17 protein-coding genes and 3 tRNA genes are annotated in these 16,974 nt (G+C 54.4%); 12 read left to right on the top strand and 8 right to left on the bottom strand.

Annotated elements, in window-relative coordinates:
- Positions 1-37: 37 nt before the first annotated feature.
- The 3 genes from AB1500_06180 to AB1500_06170 all read left to right on the top strand — a co-directional run bounded on the left by AB1500_06180 (position 38) and on the right by AB1500_06170 (position 3,800).
- Positions 38-1,024 (top strand): EamA family transporter, encoded by a 987-nt coding sequence (locus AB1500_06180; GenBank protein ID MEW6182749.1) that lies wholly within the window; start codon positions 38-40, stop codon positions 1,022-1,024.
- 40 nt (positions 1,025-1,064) lie between these two features.
- Positions 1,065-2,216, top strand: a complete 1,152-nt coding sequence (gene dinB, locus AB1500_06175; GenBank protein ID MEW6182748.1) for a DNA polymerase IV — start codon at positions 1,065-1,067, stop codon at positions 2,214-2,216.
- 666 nt (positions 2,217-2,882) lie between these two features.
- Positions 2,883-3,800 (top strand): quinate 5-dehydrogenase, encoded by a 918-nt coding sequence (locus tag AB1500_06170; protein MEW6182747.1) that lies wholly within the window; start codon positions 2,883-2,885, stop codon positions 3,798-3,800.
- Between the two features lie 79 nt (positions 3,801-3,879).
- On the opposite strand, the gene AB1500_06165 is transcribed toward AB1500_06170, so the two are convergent.
- On the bottom strand, positions 3,880-4,698 hold the full coding sequence (locus AB1500_06165) for a L,D-transpeptidase family protein (protein ID MEW6182746.1): 819 nt from the start codon (positions 4,696-4,698) through the stop codon (positions 3,880-3,882).
- Positions 4,699-4,926: 228 nt separating this feature from the next.
- Here AB1500_06165 and AB1500_06160 point away from each other — a divergent pair, with 228 nt between their 5' ends.
- From AB1500_06160 to AB1500_06130, 7 genes are all read left to right on the top strand, one after another.
- Positions 4,927-6,477 carry an N-acetylmuramoyl-L-alanine amidase gene (locus tag AB1500_06160; GenBank protein MEW6182745.1) on the top strand — a complete coding sequence of 517 codons (1,551 nt, stop codon included), beginning with the start codon at positions 4,927-4,929 and terminating at the stop codon, positions 6,475-6,477.
- 15 nt (positions 6,478-6,492) lie between these two features.
- On the top strand, positions 6,493-8,298 hold the full coding sequence (locus tag AB1500_06155; GenBank protein ID MEW6182744.1) for an ATP-binding protein: 1,806 nt from the start codon (positions 6,493-6,495) through the stop codon (positions 8,296-8,298).
- 175 nt (positions 8,299-8,473) lie between these two features.
- Positions 8,474-9,268, top strand: coding sequence for a glutamate racemase (murI, locus tag AB1500_06150; GenBank protein ID MEW6182743.1), 795 nt, complete (start codon positions 8,474-8,476; stop codon positions 9,266-9,268).
- 97 nt (positions 9,269-9,365) lie between these two features.
- A complete protein-coding gene (locus tag AB1500_06145) occupies positions 9,366-10,349 on the top strand; it encodes a 2-hydroxyacyl-CoA dehydratase (GenBank protein MEW6182742.1) in 984 nt (327 codons plus the stop codon).
- Between the two features lie 176 nt (positions 10,350-10,525).
- A tRNA-His gene (locus tag AB1500_06140) sits at positions 10,526-10,602 on the top strand.
- Positions 10,603-10,704: 102 nt separating this feature from the next.
- Positions 10,705-10,779: transfer RNA gene (locus AB1500_06135), tRNA-Gln, on the top strand.
- A 115-nt stretch (positions 10,780-10,894) separates the two neighbouring features.
- Positions 10,895-10,970, top strand: a tRNA-Lys gene (locus AB1500_06130).
- A 201-nt stretch (positions 10,971-11,171) separates the two neighbouring features.
- Here the strand turns inward: AB1500_06130 and AB1500_06125 are convergent.
- Positions 11,172-11,381: a hypothetical protein gene (locus tag AB1500_06125; GenBank protein ID MEW6182741.1), complete on the bottom strand. Its 210-nt coding sequence runs from the start codon at positions 11,379-11,381 to the stop codon at positions 11,172-11,174.
- Positions 11,382-11,508: 127 nt separating this feature from the next.
- Between AB1500_06125 and AB1500_06120 the strand changes: the two genes are divergently transcribed.
- Positions 11,509-11,958 carry a ferritin-like domain-containing protein gene (locus AB1500_06120; protein ID MEW6182740.1) on the top strand — a complete coding sequence of 150 codons (450 nt, stop codon included), beginning with the start codon at positions 11,509-11,511 and terminating at the stop codon, positions 11,956-11,958.
- Between the two features lie 229 nt (positions 11,959-12,187).
- The gene (locus AB1500_06115; GenBank protein MEW6182739.1) at positions 12,188-12,730 is read left to right on the top strand and encodes a DUF5698 domain-containing protein; all 543 of its coding nucleotides are present in this window, start codon (positions 12,188-12,190) and stop codon (positions 12,728-12,730) included.
- A gap of 82 nt (positions 12,731-12,812) precedes the next feature.
- Here the strand turns inward: AB1500_06115 and AB1500_06110 are convergent, their stop codons facing one another.
- From AB1500_06110 to AB1500_06085, 6 genes are all read right to left on the bottom strand, one after another.
- Positions 12,813-13,145 carry a pyrimidine dimer DNA glycosylase/endonuclease V gene (locus AB1500_06110; GenBank protein ID MEW6182738.1) on the bottom strand — a complete coding sequence of 111 codons (333 nt, stop codon included), beginning with the start codon at positions 13,143-13,145 and terminating at the stop codon, positions 12,813-12,815.
- 24 nt (positions 13,146-13,169) lie between these two features.
- Positions 13,170-13,361, bottom strand: coding sequence for a hypothetical protein (locus AB1500_06105; protein MEW6182737.1), 192 nt, complete (start codon positions 13,359-13,361; stop codon positions 13,170-13,172).
- A gap of 230 nt (positions 13,362-13,591) precedes the next feature.
- Complete coding sequence (locus AB1500_06100) at positions 13,592-14,038, bottom strand: hydrogenase maturation protease (protein ID MEW6182736.1); 447 nt, start codon at positions 14,036-14,038, stop codon at positions 13,592-13,594.
- Positions 14,039-14,067: 29 nt separating this feature from the next.
- The gene (locus AB1500_06095; GenBank protein ID MEW6182735.1) at positions 14,068-15,531 is read right to left on the bottom strand and encodes a Ni/Fe hydrogenase subunit alpha; all 1,464 of its coding nucleotides are present in this window, start codon (positions 15,529-15,531) and stop codon (positions 14,068-14,070) included.
- A gap of 10 nt (positions 15,532-15,541) precedes the next feature.
- Positions 15,542-16,501 carry a F420-nonreducing hydrogenase gene (locus tag AB1500_06090; GenBank protein ID MEW6182734.1) on the bottom strand — a complete coding sequence of 320 codons (960 nt, stop codon included), beginning with the start codon at positions 16,499-16,501 and terminating at the stop codon, positions 15,542-15,544.
- Positions 16,491-16,916 carry a hydrogenase iron-sulfur subunit gene (locus AB1500_06085; protein ID MEW6182733.1) on the bottom strand — a complete coding sequence of 142 codons (426 nt, stop codon included), beginning with the start codon at positions 16,914-16,916 and terminating at the stop codon, positions 16,491-16,493. The genes AB1500_06090 and AB1500_06085 overlap by 11 nt, the downstream gene beginning before the upstream one ends.
- Positions 16,917-16,974 lie beyond the last annotated feature (58 nt).

The following is a 16,974-nucleotide window of genomic DNA, read 5'->3' as shown; positions in this document are numbered from 1 at the left end:
TACTTAACCCGTACCTTTTTCGGGGTATAACACGGCTATGAAATCAGCGCCTGGCAGCAGCGGTAACAATGTTCCGGTCAGGGATTCACCGGTAACCTGGGAAGGGCTGCTGTATCTGTTCGTGGTTTATATTGTCTGGGGCAGCACCTACCTGGCCATTCGCGTGGCTGTGCGTGAGGGCGCCGGTTTTCCGCCTTTCACGATGGGTTGCACCCGAATGTTGCTTGCCGGTGGCCTCCTTCTCCTTTGGGCGGCGGTTTCCCGAAAGCGGCTACGTGTGTCCGGCGGAGAGTTAAAGATTCTGATCGCTTCCGGTGTCTTGCTCTGGGTCGGCGGAAACGGCCTTGTGTTATGGGCCGAGCAGCGGGCTGCCTCCGGTTATGCGGCTCTGCTCGTAGGGTCGATGCCGATCTGGGTTTCCCTGATGGAAGCCGTTCTTGACCGGAAACTCCCTTCGCGGCGCCTTTCAGTCTCGCTGTTGATAGGGTTTGCCGGGTTGGGTTTGCTTACCCTTCCCGGACTTTCATCCGGCGCCGGAGCGGGCGCAGGCGCTATTATTGCGCTGCTCGCCGCCCCTGTCTGCTGGTCGGCGGGTTTAATCCTGCAGCGCCGCAAGCAGGTTAAGCTGACCGTCACCGCAAGCTCGGGCTATCAACAGATCTTCGGCGGGTTGGGTTTTGCCCTCTTGGCGCTTGTTTTCCGCGAGCCTGTACCCAGTCCGACCGCTGAGGCTTTATGGGCCTGGGGATATCTCGTGGTTTTCGGGTCCATCCTGGCTTTCACTTCTTTTATTAAAGCTCTGCGTTTGCTCCCGACGAGCATACTGATGACCTATTCTTACGTAAACCCGGTAATCGCGGCCGTTCTCGGCTGGTTGATCCTGAGAGAATCAATAAATATCTGGACTGTAGCCGGGGCGGCATTGATACTTACCGGCATCGCCGGGGTCTTCCGCGACCGTCAATTACAGAAGGAAATACATAAAGTAACGCCTTGGGAGATTCCATCTGACGAAAAACGCTGAAGAGCGAGGAATAGTGAAATTAAGGAGTTGAGCCGGGGAGATGAAGGCGCGCGATATTCTTCACTGCGATCTGGATGCCTTCTTTGCTTCGGTGGAACAGCGCGACCACCAGGAGTATCGCGGCAGACCGGTTATCGTCGGCGGCAGTCCCGAAGCGCGGGGCGTGGTCGCCGCTTGTTCTTATGAGGCCAGGCGATTCGGCGTGCATTCCGCCATGCCTGTCCGCCGGGCATTGGACATTTGCCCCGAAGCCATTCTCCTTCCGGTAGACTTCCGCCGCTACCGGGAGGTATCAGGGCGGGTCCGGAGGGTGTGGGAGCGTTTTACACCGGAAATCGAGGTTGTCTCAATAGACGAGGCGTATCTGACCGTAGACGGAGGGACCGGCCTAGCAGCGGCGGCGGAAATCCGCGCTGCTGTCAGCCGGGAGCTTAACCTTCCCCTTTCCATCGGGGTTTCCGTCAATAAACTGCTGGCAAAGGTCGCCTGCGGCCTTGCGAAGCCCGACGGGGTTAAAGCCCTCTGGCCCGCGGACGTCCCCGAGGTGCTGTGGCCTTTGCCGGCGCGGGTCCTGCCCGGCGTCGGTCCTAAATCGGCCGAAAGGCTGGCCGGCATCGGTGTCGTAACCGTAGGAGACCTTGCCGCCGCGCCGGTTGAGCTTCTTAAAGGCGTGTTGGGCAACGCTTCGGTTGCCTTCCAGCGCTCAGCTCAAGGACTGGACAACCGCGATTTTCCGCCGGTCCGCAAGGCCAGGTCGGTTTCCGAAGAGACAACCTTCCCTCAAGATGTGGCCGACCGCGATCAAATCCTCGCGACCCTGATGGCTCAGGCGGAAGAAGTAGGCTACCGGCTGCGCGCCGGTGGGACTAAGGCAAGAACCGTTACCCTGAAACTACGATTCGCCGGTTTCCGCACCATCACCCGTTCCGTCACCTTCCTCGAAGCCACCGACAGCGGCGTCGCCCTTTACAGGGCGGCATGCGAGCTGTTCCAACGTCACAGCGGCAGGCCGCCATGGCGTCTGGTCGGCATCAAGGCCTCGGGTCTTACGGAGTGGGAACAGCTTTCCCTTGCGCCGTCTTTAGACAGGGATGAAAAGACACGGCGGGTGGAGAGCGCTATTGACGGTTTACGGGCCAGATACGGCCGCCAGGTTGTTTTCAAGGCCAGACGTCTTATGCGCCGCGACTAATTATTATGGTCGGAGAAGGAAAATAATTTAAATTGGAGAAAATACGGTGAGATTGATCCAACAGGCAAAAACTTGTTATAAGGGCAAAGGACGGTCAATTCCAGGGTGAAAGGCTTGCTGCTCTTGCGGTGGATGGTTTCACACCGGGAAATTAATGTTCGGATTGTCCGGCCACCTCGCCTGAACAACCGGATACGGCCAAGCTTCTTAATGCGGAAAGGCTGTTGTTCAGAATTGACGGTTATGATATGACAGAATACCCGGATATCTTCAGATTGGAGAAAAACTTGGGAGGGTACTGGGCTCCGGATAAACTGTTCGGTGTTGCGGGAACCGGAAGCCGGCACCCACCATCTTTTTGTGGATATAAGAGATAACAGCAACACTCACTTACGTTATCTTGATCTTGAGGTCTCACTGGCGGACGGATTATCTTTCGCCAAACTCTTACCTAACCCGGACGAGCCGGAACCGCCCGGCCCTCAACGGTACGTTAAAACTACTTTGCAATCGCTTAAGTTTCCCCGTCAAAGGCCCTAACAGCCCCGATGGTTGACGGCCCTGTTTGCCGGGCCTTGTTTTTTTTTACCGTTTCGGCTAAAATGTTGAGGAAGTTTTCGGTTTATGATCCTTTCGCTGTAAGATGCGATTTAATAAGGAGGGGTATTGCTGAAGAAGGTTGTAAGTGTGAGTCTGGGCTCTTCCAAACGCGACCATACGGTAACCGTCGATTTGCTTGGCGAGAGCTTCGAGATCAGCCGGCGTGGTACGGACGGTGACCTGGAAAAGGCGGTGGCCTTGCTCCGGGAACTTGACGGCAACGTGGATGCGATCGGGCTCGGCGGGATAGACGTTTACCTGGTAGCCCGAAAAAGACGGTATCCTATAAAAGACGGGCTAAGACTCCTTAACACCTTGAAAATAACACCGGCCTGTGACGGCTCAGGTCTAAAGAACACCCTGGAACGGCAGGTGGTTGACCAGCTTTTTCAGGAAGGAATTATGCGAAAAGGACAGCGGGTTTTACTGGTTAGCGCGGTTGATCGTTTCGGCATGGCCGAAGCCCTGGTTGAAAACGGCGCGAAGGTCATTTTCGGCGACTTGATTTTTGGTCTTGGGATTCCGATTCCGGTTAGAAGTCTTTTTACGATTTCAGTGCTGGCCGCGCTTATTCTTCCGGTTTTAGGGCGACTTTCCTTTAAGATACTATATCCTACAGGCACAAAACAGGAACAGGAAACACCCAAGTACGGGCGTTATTATAAATGGGCGGAAGTAATCGCCGGTGATTTTCATTACATAAAAAGGTATTTGCCGCTTTCGATATCCGGAAAGATCATTCTCACTAATACCACCACCAAGAAAGACGAAATCTTATTGAGAAACCGAGGCGCAAAAATTTTGGTGACGACCACTCCGGAACTTACCGGACGCTCATTCGGAACCAACGTAATAGAAGCCGTTTTATTGGCCCTTTTGGGGAAGAAGTGGGAAGACACCACGTCCGAGGATTATTTAAACCTGATAAAAGAGATCGGCTTGAAACCCTCCCTAAGAGTACTGGATGCGGCGCCTGAAGTCTAAGAGGCCGCTGCGAAACTGCGCTTATTCTTGCTTTAAGCGGTTAACCGCATTTGTGTTCTTAGCTTTATGAAGAGTCGGGTCAGAGGCCGAGTAGACGGTAAACGTCACCGTCCACGACGTCGTCAAGAAGAGGCAATCGGTAAGCTTTCCGGAACCGCCGCACGGCATCGATGGTAGGCTGTTCGAAGCGCCCGTCGATTTGGCCGTCGTAAAAACCCCAGCGTTTCAAAACCCGTTGCACCTCAATAACGTCGCAACCGTTATCCCCCTGCCTGATATCGCGCGGGCCCCTTAAAACGTCCCCTACGATAATAACAGAAGTACCCGCCCGTACGAGGGGGTAGACTGTTTCCACATCCTCGTTGAACATCCTGATGCAGCCGCCGCTTTCAAAACCGCCGATGGACCAGGGCTTATTCGTGCCGTGGATGCCGTATATCCCCCAGGGCACATTCAGGCCCATCCAGCGCGTGCCGAAACCCGTCCCCCAGTTCAAAGCCTTGCGGCTTATCCGCCAGTTGCCTACCGGTGTCGGTGTGCCCGGCTTTCCTACGGCCACGGGGTAGGAGCCGTGAAGGCGTTTACCGGAGAACAACAATAACCGGCGGCGGTGGACATCGATCACTATAGTGGCCGGAGCGGTCTCCTGCTGTCCGGTAACCGTTTGAAACCAGCGGGAGGTAAGACCCTGAAAGAAAGACTGAATCCTGCCGGCAGGAATACTCTCCCCCGCATCCGCGAAAACTTCGCAATCGGGGCACGGGACCGGCGCCTCCCGGTCGGCGGTTACGTATGATTCCGTTAAGTACGGGAAAGCTGCTGCATTCAGTCCGGCCTGCGCCGGTAGCGGCAGGAACGCCAGGAAAAAGCTTGCCAGGATAACAACCAAAAGGAACACACCCTTTTTCTCTTTCTCTTAGTTTGCGGTATCACTGCGCCTGGTTATTCGTCTTGGATGAGGGTGCGGCAAACCTGGATGGTCCGGGAACGGCCCCGGCCCGAAACGTTATCTTAATTTCATAAAAAGTTTGTTTTATTTTTTAACCAACATTGGGAGGATTTTGACGAATTGTGACGAAAAGATAAATGGTAACATTTTTTCGTGGGGGGCTATCCGTTGCCACAAATGTCAAAGTTATGTCAGGTTGCAACATTTTTCAGCATTATGCTATTATTATTAATAGTTGTCCCTTCGTCGGCCGGAGCAGAAACGGTAGTCGTTAACGGTGATTCCGTGAATCTTCGCGCAGGGCCGGGAAGTGACTATCCGAAAACCGGACAGACTTCCAGAGGTGCCCGGTTGACGGTTATACAGCGCCAAGGCTCTTGGTGCAAGGTACGCCTGCCCGGCGGTAAGATTTGCTGGATAGCCGGGTGGCTTGTTAAAGCAGAAAGCGGGTCGGGTTCAGCCGCCGCGCCGAGTCGTGCCGGCTCGTTAACGAATATGGCGGAAGTGACCGCCACGGCAGTCAACCTGCGCGGCGGTCCGGGAAGCGATTACCCAAAGGTGGGACAGGTCTCCAAAGGCACCAGTCTAACGGTTGTTGAACATTCGGGTTCATGGTACAAGGTGCGCCTGTCGAGCGGGAAAACATGCTGGATAGCAGGTTGGCTTGTAAAGGTATGCACTGTCCCGGTGCTGCCGCCTGCGATGAATAAGGACGAGGGTGAACCGGCGGCTACGGCGCTTTCACCTTCCGAAGGAGTCCCCGCGGCGGGTGAGCCGGCGCGGGATCCGTTTCCGGTAAGCCGCGGTGATAAATTAGGTGCATTAATGGATATCGGTGCGGAAAAGAGCGAGAACGGGACGGAGTTTGTATTGGCATTTTGTTGTCCTGTTAACACCGAGATACAGAGGTTTCTGGACCCAAACCTGTTGATGATGGATGTCACCGGTCTGCCTGTGGGGCAGCTTCCCGGGCCGGAGAGTATTGACTCCGATATCGTTTCGATGGTTCGTGTCGGTTGGCAGAACCAGAACCCTCCGGTTGCCCGGATTGTTTTCGAACTTAAATATGCGGCGACAGATGTTTACTGGGATTCCGTCGCTTCTTCGGACAAACAGGCTTTGCGGCTGCGTTTGCACACGGGAAAGGCCTATGGGGTAACCGGAAAGATCATCGTGCTTGACCCCGGCCACGGCGGCCGCGAGACGGGAGCTTTGGGGCCGAACGGCTTGGTTGAAAAGGACGTAAACCTTGAGGTCGCGCAGCTTGCCGCGGAGGAACTTAGGTATAGAGGGGCGCAGGTTACACTGACCCGTGAGACGGATCAAGACGTGGACCTGTATGCGCGCGGCCCCTTAGCCAACTCCCTGGGAGCCGACGTCTTCGTTTCCGTGCATGCCAACGCCAACGTCAATGCTTCAGAAAACGGAACCAGCACCTACTGGTACGCGCCGGTGAACGACCCGCTTCTCGGGGTACAAAGAACGAAAAGGGAGCTATTAGCATCGTGTCTTCAAAGAGCACTTTTAAATAATCTTAACAGGAAGGATTTAGGTCTTTACACCGCGAACTTCGTAGTGCTTCGCACTTCGTCAATGCCTTCAGCCCTGATTGAAACGGCTTTTGTTTCAAATCCGGCGGAGGAACAGCTTTTAGGCGCCGAATGGTTCCGGAAGGCTGCCGCGAAGGCTGTGGTTGAAGGTTTGGAGGCTTTCTTTACGCAGGTGTAAGTTCGGGAGGAAAGAATGTCTTTTAAACAAGAAATCCTGGTCTTGTCGGTAAGTAACGAGGCGTGGTATGAACCGCTCGGAGAAAAGTTTCCCGTGTTTTTCGTTGAGGAGGCGGGTTTTAGAAGAGAACTTCGCAAGAAAAACCCGGCGGTTGTATTATTGCCCAAGCACTTTGCGCAGCGCGACAACTGGTCATTGTGCCGGGAAATTAAAGCGGTAACGCGCGCTCTCGTTGCAGTTGTGCAGGAAAGCCCCCTTGAGCCCCCTGTAAGGATGACGTGGGTGGATGACCTGCTTAACCCTTCTCTGGAGGAGGAATTCATCACCCGGGTGGAAAACCTGCTCCGGATTGCGGAAGCGAACGCCGCTTTCAGCCAGCGTAAGATTAACGGTGACACGAAGGACGACGCCTGGAGAATGTTTTTGGGGCCGAAAGGGTTGCTGCCGCCTTTTCAGGTTACCGGTTCAACCGCTCTTGACCCGGAGACGACGGGTAATTTTGTGCGGCTGCTGACCAGTCTTTTAAATACCACGGCCACGTTTATCCCCGTCAGTCCATCCCCTCCGTGGATTTCCAAGGATCGTTGGCTGGCGCCCATTGAGTGTGTCGGCACGCCTTACTGCCGTACCGTTTCGGAGTCGCCGTTACGGGTGAGCGGGGTCACCCCCTGCCGGTACGTGCGTTGGCTGGCCAGCGTGCGCGCGGTTATCGAACGTCGTACGGTGACGCTTCCCTGTCCGGGAGAGCTTACCCTTTACGCCGCACCGGTATCCTTGGAGTTCTCCAAGGTTTTGTATCCTGTGGGGGCGCTGGTCGTCGGTGTGGGCGATATTCCTGCGAGCGCGGAATTGGTGAAAGTGGGACAAAGGCTTAAAATAAGCGTGCCGCTGCTCCGCGAGCGGGCCGGGATAGCCAGGGCGCTTATGCAGAGGAAGGAGAAGATTACGGCGCGCCAGTTGGTTGATTCCGCCGCCGACTATATATCGCGTGAGGTTTCTTACCGGTACAACATGGCCTATCAGGAGTTTGTTCAGGCGGGCGGTCCCCCGGAACATTCATACGAAAACGACAGGTTCCTGCCTGCCGCGCTGGAGAAAGCGGAAAGACTGGCGGCGATGGGCAAACTGGCCGCCGGTCTGATTCACGAGATTAGAAACCCTCTGACCTCTGTGCGGGGGTTTATCCAGTTGTTGGCGGAAAAAGCCACCTTCGGAGAGAAGGAGCGCGAATATCTGGATGTGGTCTTATCCGAAATCGACCGGGTTAACGAAATCATCCGCAGTTTCCTTTATCTTGCCCGTTCGGGTGAATTCCGGCCGGTGTTGTTAAACCTGGAGCGTGTGGTGCGTGACATCCTGATGGTCGTCGAAAACCAGGCAGCGTCAAAAGGCATCGAAATCAATTGCGAATGCCTGCCGGACACCCCCAACGTTTTTGCCGACCCGGAACAGGTCAAACAGGTTCTTCATAACCTCATCCAAAACGCCTTTCAGGCCATGCCTTCCGGGGGGCGGCTCGCGGTTCGGATTTCTCCCGATATATCGGGAGGATGGGTGGTTCTGGAGGTGGCGGATACCGGAGTGGGGATAGCACCCGAGCATTTTTCCAGGCTTGGGGAAGCCTTTTTCACGACGAAGGATGATGGAACCGGATTGGGCCTGGCCATAAGTTACCGGATCATCGAGGACCATCACGGAAGAATAGAGATACAGAGCGAAGAGGGGAAGGGCACACGGTTTCTGGTCAAACTGCCGATGGCGGTCAACGCCGAAAATACAGCCTCAGAAGGACTTGTCGCCCAAAAGGTGAATAATATATAGCGTCGGGACGGCACCTGAAATTCCCGGTATTATTTAAGAGCAGGACTCTTAAAATGTGTTTGGGGAGTTAAGAGGTGCTTTTATTTTTGTAAAGCGGTTTGCTCAGGCCGGGCGGATATGTAAAAAATAATGCCGATAACTAAAGACGGACTGAAAACTTGTGGAGGTCTGATGAGTGGATAATCGACCGGTTGGGTTGTTTGATTCGGGGGTAGGGGGACTGACGGTATTTGAGCAGGTAAGGCGAATTATGCCCAGGGAGTCGGTGGTCTATTTCGGTGATACCGCACATGTACCGTACGGTGGGCGTTCAACGGAGGATCTGGTACAGCTCGGTGACCGGATAATCAGGTTTCTATTAACAAAAAACGTTAAAGGCGTTATTTTCGCGTGCAATACCAGCTCTTCCGTTTCTATCGGTGTTTTAAGGGAAAGGTATCCTGTGCCCATGATCGGTCTTGTCGAGCCGGGTGCGAAGGCGGCGGTTAAGGCTACGGAAAATAAGCGCATCGGGCTTCTTGCCACCGAGGCGACGGTAAAGAGTGATTCTTACCCGAAAGCCGTAGCCGGTTTCGCCCGGGAGGTCAAGGTGTTATCCCAGGCGGCGCCGCTTCTGGTACCGCTTGTTGAAAACGGCAGGGTGGACACGTTTGAGGCGAAAGAAGCGCTGGCCGGATACATGACGCCTTTCAAAGAAGCGGGGATCGATACCCTTATTCTGGGATGCACGCATTACCCGTTTTTTAAGCGGTTCATTGCCGAGATGTTAGGCCCCGGGGTGGCACTGGTTGATCCGGCCGAAGCGACGGTTGTTGAGGCTCAGGTCGAATTGTCACGACGGGGCGCGCTTGCCGCCGGGGATAAAGCCCGGTATGAATTTTACGTAAGCGGCGACGCGGAAGAGTTCAGCAGGCTGGCCGGTCGTTTATGTCCCGGGTTGTCGCTGCGAGCGGAAAGTGTAGAAATCTGAGGTTAAAAACAACGATATAATAGTTTAGGGATACCAGGCAGCGGGGGGTACCTTTCACTTCGCGCCTTTCAGTTTTAAACCAAGGCGGATATGGTTCATGAAGGTCGGTTTAACTTCAACCATCCCGGTAGAGGTCTTGTTTGCCGCCGGTGCGGTTCCTGTGGACCTCAACAATGTCTTTGTCGCCAGCCCTGATGCGGTTAAACTGCTGGAGGTGGCGGAAAGGGCCGGTTACCCGCGCAATGTGTGCGGCTGGATTAAAGGAATTTACGGGGCGGTCCTGAGGGAAAAGGACCTCAGGACGGTGGCGGCCGTAACGCAGGGAGACTGCAGCAACACCCATGCCTTAATGGAAACCCTGGAACTCGAAGGAATTAAAATAATTCCCTTTGCTTACCCGTACGACCGGGAGCGTAAGCTTCTGGCCGCGCAGGTCGAGTGCCTGATGGATCATTTCGGCGTGGGGTGGGACGCGGTCAAGAGGGCAAAGGCTGCGCTTGATGCGGTGCGGACAAAGGTCCGCGAGATCGATTACCTCACCTACACCGGAGACCGGGTGACAGGGGAAGAAAACCACCTCTATCAGGTTTGCTGCAGCGATTTTGACGGAAACGTCGAAGGTTACGCCCGAAAAGTCGAGGCTTTCCTCCGCGAGGTGGAAGGCCGGCCTTCCCGTCCGGCGCGTATACGCCTGGGGTACATCGGCGTGCCGCCGATTTTCACCGATCTTCACGCTTATATCGAATCCTGCGGGGCGCGGGTCGTCTACAACGAGACCCAACGCCAGTTCGCCATGCCTTTTGACACGCCCGACCTTGTAGAGCAGTACCTCCTGTATACTTACCCATACGGCATTTTCTACCGGCTGCGGGACATCAGCCGGGAGATCGATAGGCGGGGGATAACCGGGGTTATTCACTACGCTCAGAGTTTTTGTTTCAGGCAGATCGAAGACATCATCATCCGCAGAACACTTAAGATTCCCGTGCTCACCATCGAAGGCGACCGCCCTGAGCCGCTTGACGCCAGGACAAAGGTAAGGATCGACGCCTTTTTGGAAATGCTGGAGGGGGTAGGATAAGCGTCTATTGACAACCGGGGTGGCGTTTGCTAAGATATCTTGTGCGTAAAGGAATTGCATTTTAAGAATACAGGTTTACAGACAAGTTCCGGTACGTAGCACGGGGAGAAACAAGTCCGGTCGATTGACGAAGCCGGGCGGCGTTTATCGTCGTAGTACGATATCTTGTGCAGATGGTGGATGTAGCTCAACCGGTTAGAGCGCCAGACTGTGGATCTGGAGGCTGTGGGTTCAAGTCCCATCATCCACCCCATTTTAGAAGTGAGAAGTTGGAAGTGGGATTCTTGTTGGAATTTGGTGGTGCCAAATTCCAACAAATATCTAACCTCTAACTTCTAACCTCCCACATCTAAGTTGGGGCGTAGCCAAGCGGTAAGGCAGCGGACTTTGGATCCGCCATTCGTTGGTTCGAATCCAGCCGCCCCAGCCATTTCAGAAGTGAGAGGCAAGAGGTCGGAGGTCAGAGAAAACAGAAAAAAGGAATTCACGGAGCGAATTCCTGCAAGAAGTCCGACATCCGACTTCTGACGTCCGACATCTAATATGAGCCATTAGCTCAGTTGGTAGAGCACCTGACTTTTAATCAGGGTGTCGCAGGTTCGAGTCCTGCATGGCTCACCATAGAAAAATCAAGGCTTCCGGGGATCGGAAGCCTTTTTATATCGAGAATTGTATTTTTGGCCTTGTTTTGGAATGAATGAGGTACTGAAAGTTCTGCGCGGCCAAAACTATCATTATCACCTATGCCCGGGGGCCGGAAACTTTAATCTGATTATTTTAATGGGCAGCATTAGTATTTTTTGAAGAGACGAGAAGTGCGGGCTACAGATACCATTTGAGATGTTTTAACCGGCGGTTCAGCTGTTTTAACGCCTCGGCCAGGTTTGAAAGAGAGTCCGCCAGGTTGGACAGGTTGACCTGCTGCTGTCGCATTTCGGCAAAGGCCGAATTGGCCTCCTTAATTTCTCTGAAATATCGGTCACTGGTGTAACCCTTTACGACGCGAAGGTACCTGTATCTTTGTTTGTTCACATTACAAACCTCCACATTAACCCATTATAATACAACACCGGTTATGCGGTAAAGTATATAGGGAGGCTGCACCACAATCCTTACCGGCGAATATTATGCCCATAAATGCTTACGACGAGGTGTTATTATGGGCTGGGATTATGAGGTCGTGGAAGGATTGAAAGCCGCGCTGATCGATGAGCGCACTACGGCTGAGTTCTACGCTGCATTGAGAAACATGTCCAAAACATACGATGGCGTGGAGGCGTTCGCCGAGGCGCGTAAGGATGAACTGGATCACGCCAGGGAAATCACTGAGTTGCTCGAGGAACTGACGGGCATGACACCCGTCGAAGCAACGCAACCTGTCCGGCCGCCGGCTTTTCAGGATTACTGCGAAGGGATTCGAAAAGCCGTTGCGGGGGAACGAAAGGCCGGGATTGAATACTCAAACATTATGGCGATTTCTTTTTACAAGAAAGTAAACAGAGCACTTGAGGAAATAATATCCGATGAGGAGGTGCACCTGGCTAAATTCACGAAGTTGTCGGAGATACTTTGCCGGGATCCAACGGGATATAGAGACAAGGCGTATTAGTGCAAGAACCATGAGGGTTAAATAGCAGTACCTCTTTACGGGAAGTATAAATCCAGCGAAGAAGAGGGGCCGGACCTCTACCCATATCGACGTGCTGCATGTTTAAAGAGGGGTCCGGTTCGGTTCCACCCGGGTATTTTTTCCCGGTGACGGTGATTTCAGGTTCTCGTTTGCGCCGGCGGACGATTGAGGTAAATACTATACCGTAGTGTATACTCCGGGAGGGAACGTGTTAGAGATACTAGCTCATAACCCTGTTTACGCATATTTTTTTATTTTCTTCGCCCGGGTTACCGACGTTTCACTAGATGTTTTCCGCCTTCTTTTGTTGACGCGGGGTTATTCAATAACTGCGGCCGTTATCGGTTTTTTTGAGGTAAGCATTTTTGTGCTGGCGATCGGTACGGTTATCGCAGGCGGGTTCACGGACTACCTGAGGGTGATCGCTTATGCCGGAGGGTTTGCCACCGGAAATCTGGTCGGCGCCAGGATCGAAGAAAAGATGGCTGTCGGGTACGTAGCGATTCACGTCTTTCCCTCGCGGCAATGCTGCGAAGGGCTTATAGAAATGTTGCGGGAAAGAAATTATGGTGTTACCAGGATTTTAGGCGAAGGTAAGTCCGGACCGCGGGATATGCTGGTGGTTACCGTCAAAAGGAAGGACCTTCCGGTCATTCTGAGACTGCTGGAACGGGCGGCGCCGGAGGCGTTTTTTAACGTTGCAGACATCCGTTCGATTCACGGCGGGATCTTTCCGAGGCGGCGGCCTTAAAACTAGTCGGGAATCATTAGCCGAAATCTCCGGTAACGGGGGACTGCAAGGGTTGATACGCGCCGGAACTCGAGTTCCGATTCTATTCAACATCGCACTCACAGTTCTTATCTTTCAGAATTCTCAACTGCTCTTCATAGGGATCAACGTATTCAGTCTGCCTGCCGCTGCCCGACGCCAGTTCCGCATCAAGGGGACTGTTGTGCTTGTAGCCCCTTTTTGTTAGTTCCGCGCAAAGCTCTTCATGTCTATGGTATAAAGCCTTGAGCCTGCCTTTCCACCTGATGACCTCCGGGTGCCTGGCATACCCTTTCTTATTATTCGTCAGTATCGACCACACCGCATGGAGTTCACGGTGTTCGCCGAGCAGGTGCTTCCGGCAGAGCCTTTCAGGAGCAACATCCCAGATTCTCATAAAGCATCGCCTGCGGGGCTTTATCTAACGCCGGGCGTCGTCGCCGGGACCGGGTTTATGGTCCTGCGCGAGAGCCCGCAAGGCGGCGGCAACCGACTCGTGCGCTTTCATTAAGCGCCACACGGCGACTAAGAAGAGAATGTAACCGGCTATGACCCCCAAATAGATGAGAATACCCAAAGCCGGTATAGCTATTTGCCAGGACCCGGATGTCAACTTCGATTTTCCCCCTTGTCATTGCCACAAACAACATATTTTGCACTGCCTTTAAGTCATTATTATCTCGGAAAACGTGTTCCGGTATGCCTTGAAGACGCCCCGGGCCCATGCGGAGACTATTGCCGGCACTGTAACGGACCGGCCGTCTGAGAAGTGAGAGGTGGGATGTTGGAGGTGGGAGTCTTTATCTTTCGTGGGGCATGCTGGCGGAGCTGTTTGGTAAACGTTTAAAAGGCCTTATCCAGTCCCCTTCGCACCCGTTCCACGGCCTTGGGAATAGCTGCTTCAACCGGAGGGGTGCACTCCCTGCCGAAGGTTGTTACATCCTTTACCTCTACGGTGATGATTCTTATCTCCTTCGGCATCTCATCCTTAAAGAGCCGGCAGCCGAAGCTGAGGGTGGCCGGGAGGCTGAGGTTGTGGGTTCCGGAAAACGTCGGGGTAAACAACAGTTCTTCGATCCCGAATTCCGACACCGTACCGGGCTCATTCCCAAGCCGTACTCCGTCAACGATGATCGCCCTGTCATACCCCAGTATCTTATCAAGAACCTTAAAGTCGGTAGTCGTGAGGATTTCGGTGTCCACCAGGCCTTCAAAATGCTGTGCCACCCTGATCCCGACGGAGTCGTCACTTAGGACCGGATTTCCGATGCCGACAACGATTGTACGCATCTCATTTATCATAACTCAGTTTAATGTACTTAGAAGTTTCTCAGGGTTTTACAGAGTTCACCGGCGTGGTCGTAGACCTCTAACTCCAGCGGCAGCCGCCCCGGGAGTGTATGGGTGGCGCAGGCCAGACAGATGTCGTAAGGCCGGTAGGCCATTTCCACCAGGTTGAGTATACCTTCGTCCACCTTCCCGTTCTTTATAAAGTGCCGGGCGGCCCGCTTGACGGCCATATTGATGGGGCCGTTGTTGTGGGTCGTGGCCACGATCAGGTTGACTTCGCGGACGATACCCCTGTTATCGGTCTTGTAGTGGTGAATAAGCACGCCGCGGGCCGCTTCGACGACACCCACGCCCTCATCCGGTGTTCCGAGCTCTGCCCCGACGTCGGGGCCGGTGATGCTTTCGTCCGAAGCAAGCCTCTGGACCTTCTCCGCCGCATTTAAAAGCTCGATCGCTCGTGCCCAATGATAGGCCAGGATGTTGTGAACCGGTTTGCCACCGAAGGCGGTATACATCTTTTCGTATGCCTCCTGGGCCAGCGGCGTGTCCATACCGTCCGCTACATTAAGCCTGGCGAGCGGTCCGACGCTGTAAAGACTCGTGCCTTCGCCGTCGGTGATTCCCTTCCAGCCTAGTCGCTTAAGATACGGCACCTTCAGGTAGCTCCAGGGCAGCACCCTTTCGGCGATGTGGTCCAGATAGCCCTCGCCCGTGAAACGGCCGATCTCCCTGCCTGCGGTGTCCACGATCCGCTGGGTTCCGTCGTAAAACTGTACCCGGTTCTTTTCATCCACGGTGCCCATATAGTTGCACTCGACCTTGTACACTTCGCCGGTGACGAGGTCCATGTATTCCTTGTTCCGGAGAACAACGTCGTCGAAGATTTTAAGCGTAAGTTGGCCCAGTTCGACCATTTCCGTGGAAAGTGCGAGGATTTCTTTCCTTTCCTCCTCGGTAACCCTCTTGGACCAGCCTCCCGGCAGCGCCGCCACGGGGTGAATCGGTTTGCCGCCCAGCATCTCAATCACCTTAACGGCGGCGTACCTTTTCTTGAGGATTAACCTGCCCATATCCACCCCCACGGCCTGGATCAGACCGATCAGATTCCTGCCCGCGGCATCGGCCGTGGGACCGACCACGAAATCCGGAAATCCGAGAGCGTAAAGGACCGCCGTATGGTCCTCGACGTAGTGGGCGTTCAAGAGCAGTTCCCGGATTTTCCCGGCGGTCGGGGTCGGCTCCGCGTGGTAAACGGCGTCGGCGGCTTTAACCGAAGCGACGAAGTGCACGCAACGGCAGACGCCGCAGATTGTCGAGACCGTCCGCGGCACTTCCTCGATGGGCATGCCGGTTAAAAATCGCTCGTAGCCCCTCAACTCGACGGTTTGAAAGAAAACGTCGTCCACGTTTCCCCGGTCGTTCAGGAAAACGGAGATTTTGCCATGACCCTCGAGTCTCGTCATGGGGTTGATTTCTATCTTTTTTAAGGTCATGCCGCACCTCTCACTTTATCTTCCTGCCCAGCATGGACGCGGGTAGCGAGTAACGGTAAAAAAGCTTCACCGGGCTGGGAATCCGGTCGACCAGCTCTTCGTTTTCGAGCAAGGACGCGACGGCGCTGATCGCCCTCAGACCGAAGTCCTTGACTCCGGGGACCGGCCCGCCGCAGCCCCTGCAGGGAATGTTCACCTTCGGGCAAAGAGCTCCGCAGTCGCCCTGGGTTACCGCGCCGAGACACAAATAGCCCTGCTGCAGCAGGCATTTGCCTTCTTCCGGGGGGCCGTCGGTGGTCCTTTTGATCGTTTTAATGAGCTTCATTTCTTCGCCCTTGACGGCGGGATTACGGTCGCAAAGCGCACAGACCGCCTTATCGCTTGTGATCCACGATCCCGGCGCCGGAAAACTGCCGCCGAGGATGTCGGGGATGACACGGGCAACGAAGCTGTGGTGCGGCGGGCAGCCGCCGACGAAGTAATCGACCTCCGCCACGTCCTGCAGCGGCCTCACGTACCTGTAAAACTCGGGCAGGGTAAGCTCGTATTTACCGTCTACGAGGCATCGCGTCTGCGGGATTACGCCGTCCGGGTTATCGGTGCTTAATGTGTCAAAATATGCGGTTTGGAAAATCTCTTCTTTTGAATGCATGTTCCCCATACCGGGGATGCCGCCGAGTGCCGCGCAGGCGCCGTACGCGATCAAGGTCCTGCATTTGCGGCGCATAATCGCGGCCATATGCTCCTGCTCGCTCAGCCGGATCATACCCGAAAAAAGACCGACGTCAATCGATTTGTCCGGTAAACCCTCAAGGTCCCGATACTTAACGTCGGCCACCGTGGGCGCCCAGAAAACCACATCAAGGCGGGGGAGCAGGTCCACCAGGTTCTCGGACAGGTCTATAATTGCCATATCGCAGCCGCCGCAACCCCCGGAGAGATAATAAGCCAGTTTAACCTTATCCGCCATTTATGTACCTCCCTATGGGGTTCGGCCCGATTCTTTCAATGGACTCGTTAAACTCGGTCATTGTTTCAGCAAATCGTTTTCCCTCCGAACCGGAGATCCACTCCATTCTCACCCTGTCGGGCTCGAAGCCCATCTCCGTGAGCACCGTTTTTAAAAGCTTGAACCTCGCGGCGGCTTTGTTGTTGCCTTCTTGATAGTGGCAGTCTCCCGGGTGGCAGCCGCCCACGAAAACGCCGTCGGCCCCGTTTTTCAGTGCCGCGACAATGAACTCCGGTTCAACGCAACCGGTACACGGAACCCTTATTATACTGATGGTCGAAGGGTAGTCGCAGCGAAGAATGCCCGCAAGGTCGGCCCCCTGATAAGTGCACCAGTTACAGGCAAAAACAACTATATTCGGTTTCCAGTCACTCATCCTCATTCCTCCAACCCCGGGTTTGTCCGCCGGGATGTCAACAAATACCGCTTCTCCG

The organism is Bacillota bacterium (assembly GCA_040755295.1).
Classification (GTDB): Bacteria; Bacillota; Desulfotomaculia; order Desulfotomaculales; family Ammonificaceae; genus SURF-55.
Note: the sequence above shows the minus strand (reverse complement) of the source record. Positions and strands in the feature narration are given on the sequence as shown.

What these genes read in the sequence shown, in the direction of transcription:
- AB1500_06180 (MEW6182749.1), top strand. Translation starts at nt 38, where the DNA reads ATGAAATCAGCGCCTGGCAGCAGCGGTAACAATGTTCCGGTCAGGGAT.
- dinB (MEW6182748.1), top strand. Translation starts at nt 1,065, where the DNA reads ATGAAGGCGCGCGATATTCTTCACTGCGATCTGGATGCCTTCTTTGCT.
- AB1500_06160 (MEW6182745.1), top strand. Translation starts at nt 4,927, where the DNA reads ATGTCAAAGTTATGTCAGGTTGCAACATTTTTCAGCATTATGCTATTA.
- AB1500_06155 (MEW6182744.1), top strand. Translation starts at nt 6,493, where the DNA reads ATGTCTTTTAAACAAGAAATCCTGGTCTTGTCGGTAAGTAACGAGGCG.
- AB1500_06145 (MEW6182742.1), top strand. Translation starts at nt 9,366, where the DNA reads ATGAAGGTCGGTTTAACTTCAACCATCCCGGTAGAGGTCTTGTTTGCC.
- AB1500_06120 (MEW6182740.1), top strand. Translation starts at nt 11,509, where the DNA reads ATGGGCTGGGATTATGAGGTCGTGGAAGGATTGAAAGCCGCGCTGATC.
- AB1500_06110 (MEW6182738.1), bottom strand. Translation starts at nt 13,145, where the DNA reads ATGAGAATCTGGGATGTTGCTCCTGAAAGGCTCTGCCGGAAGCACCTG.
- AB1500_06100 (MEW6182736.1), bottom strand. Translation starts at nt 14,038, where the DNA reads ATGCGTACAATCGTTGTCGGCATCGGAAATCCGGTCCTAAGTGACGAC.
- AB1500_06095 (MEW6182735.1), bottom strand. Translation starts at nt 15,531, where the DNA reads ATGACCTTAAAAAAGATAGAAATCAACCCCATGACGAGACTCGAGGGT.
- AB1500_06090 (MEW6182734.1), bottom strand. Translation starts at nt 16,501, where the DNA reads ATGGCGGATAAGGTTAAACTGGCTTATTATCTCTCCGGGGGTTGCGGC.
- AB1500_06085 (MEW6182733.1), bottom strand. Translation starts at nt 16,916, where the DNA reads ATGAGTGACTGGAAACCGAATATAGTTGTTTTTGCCTGTAACTGGTGC.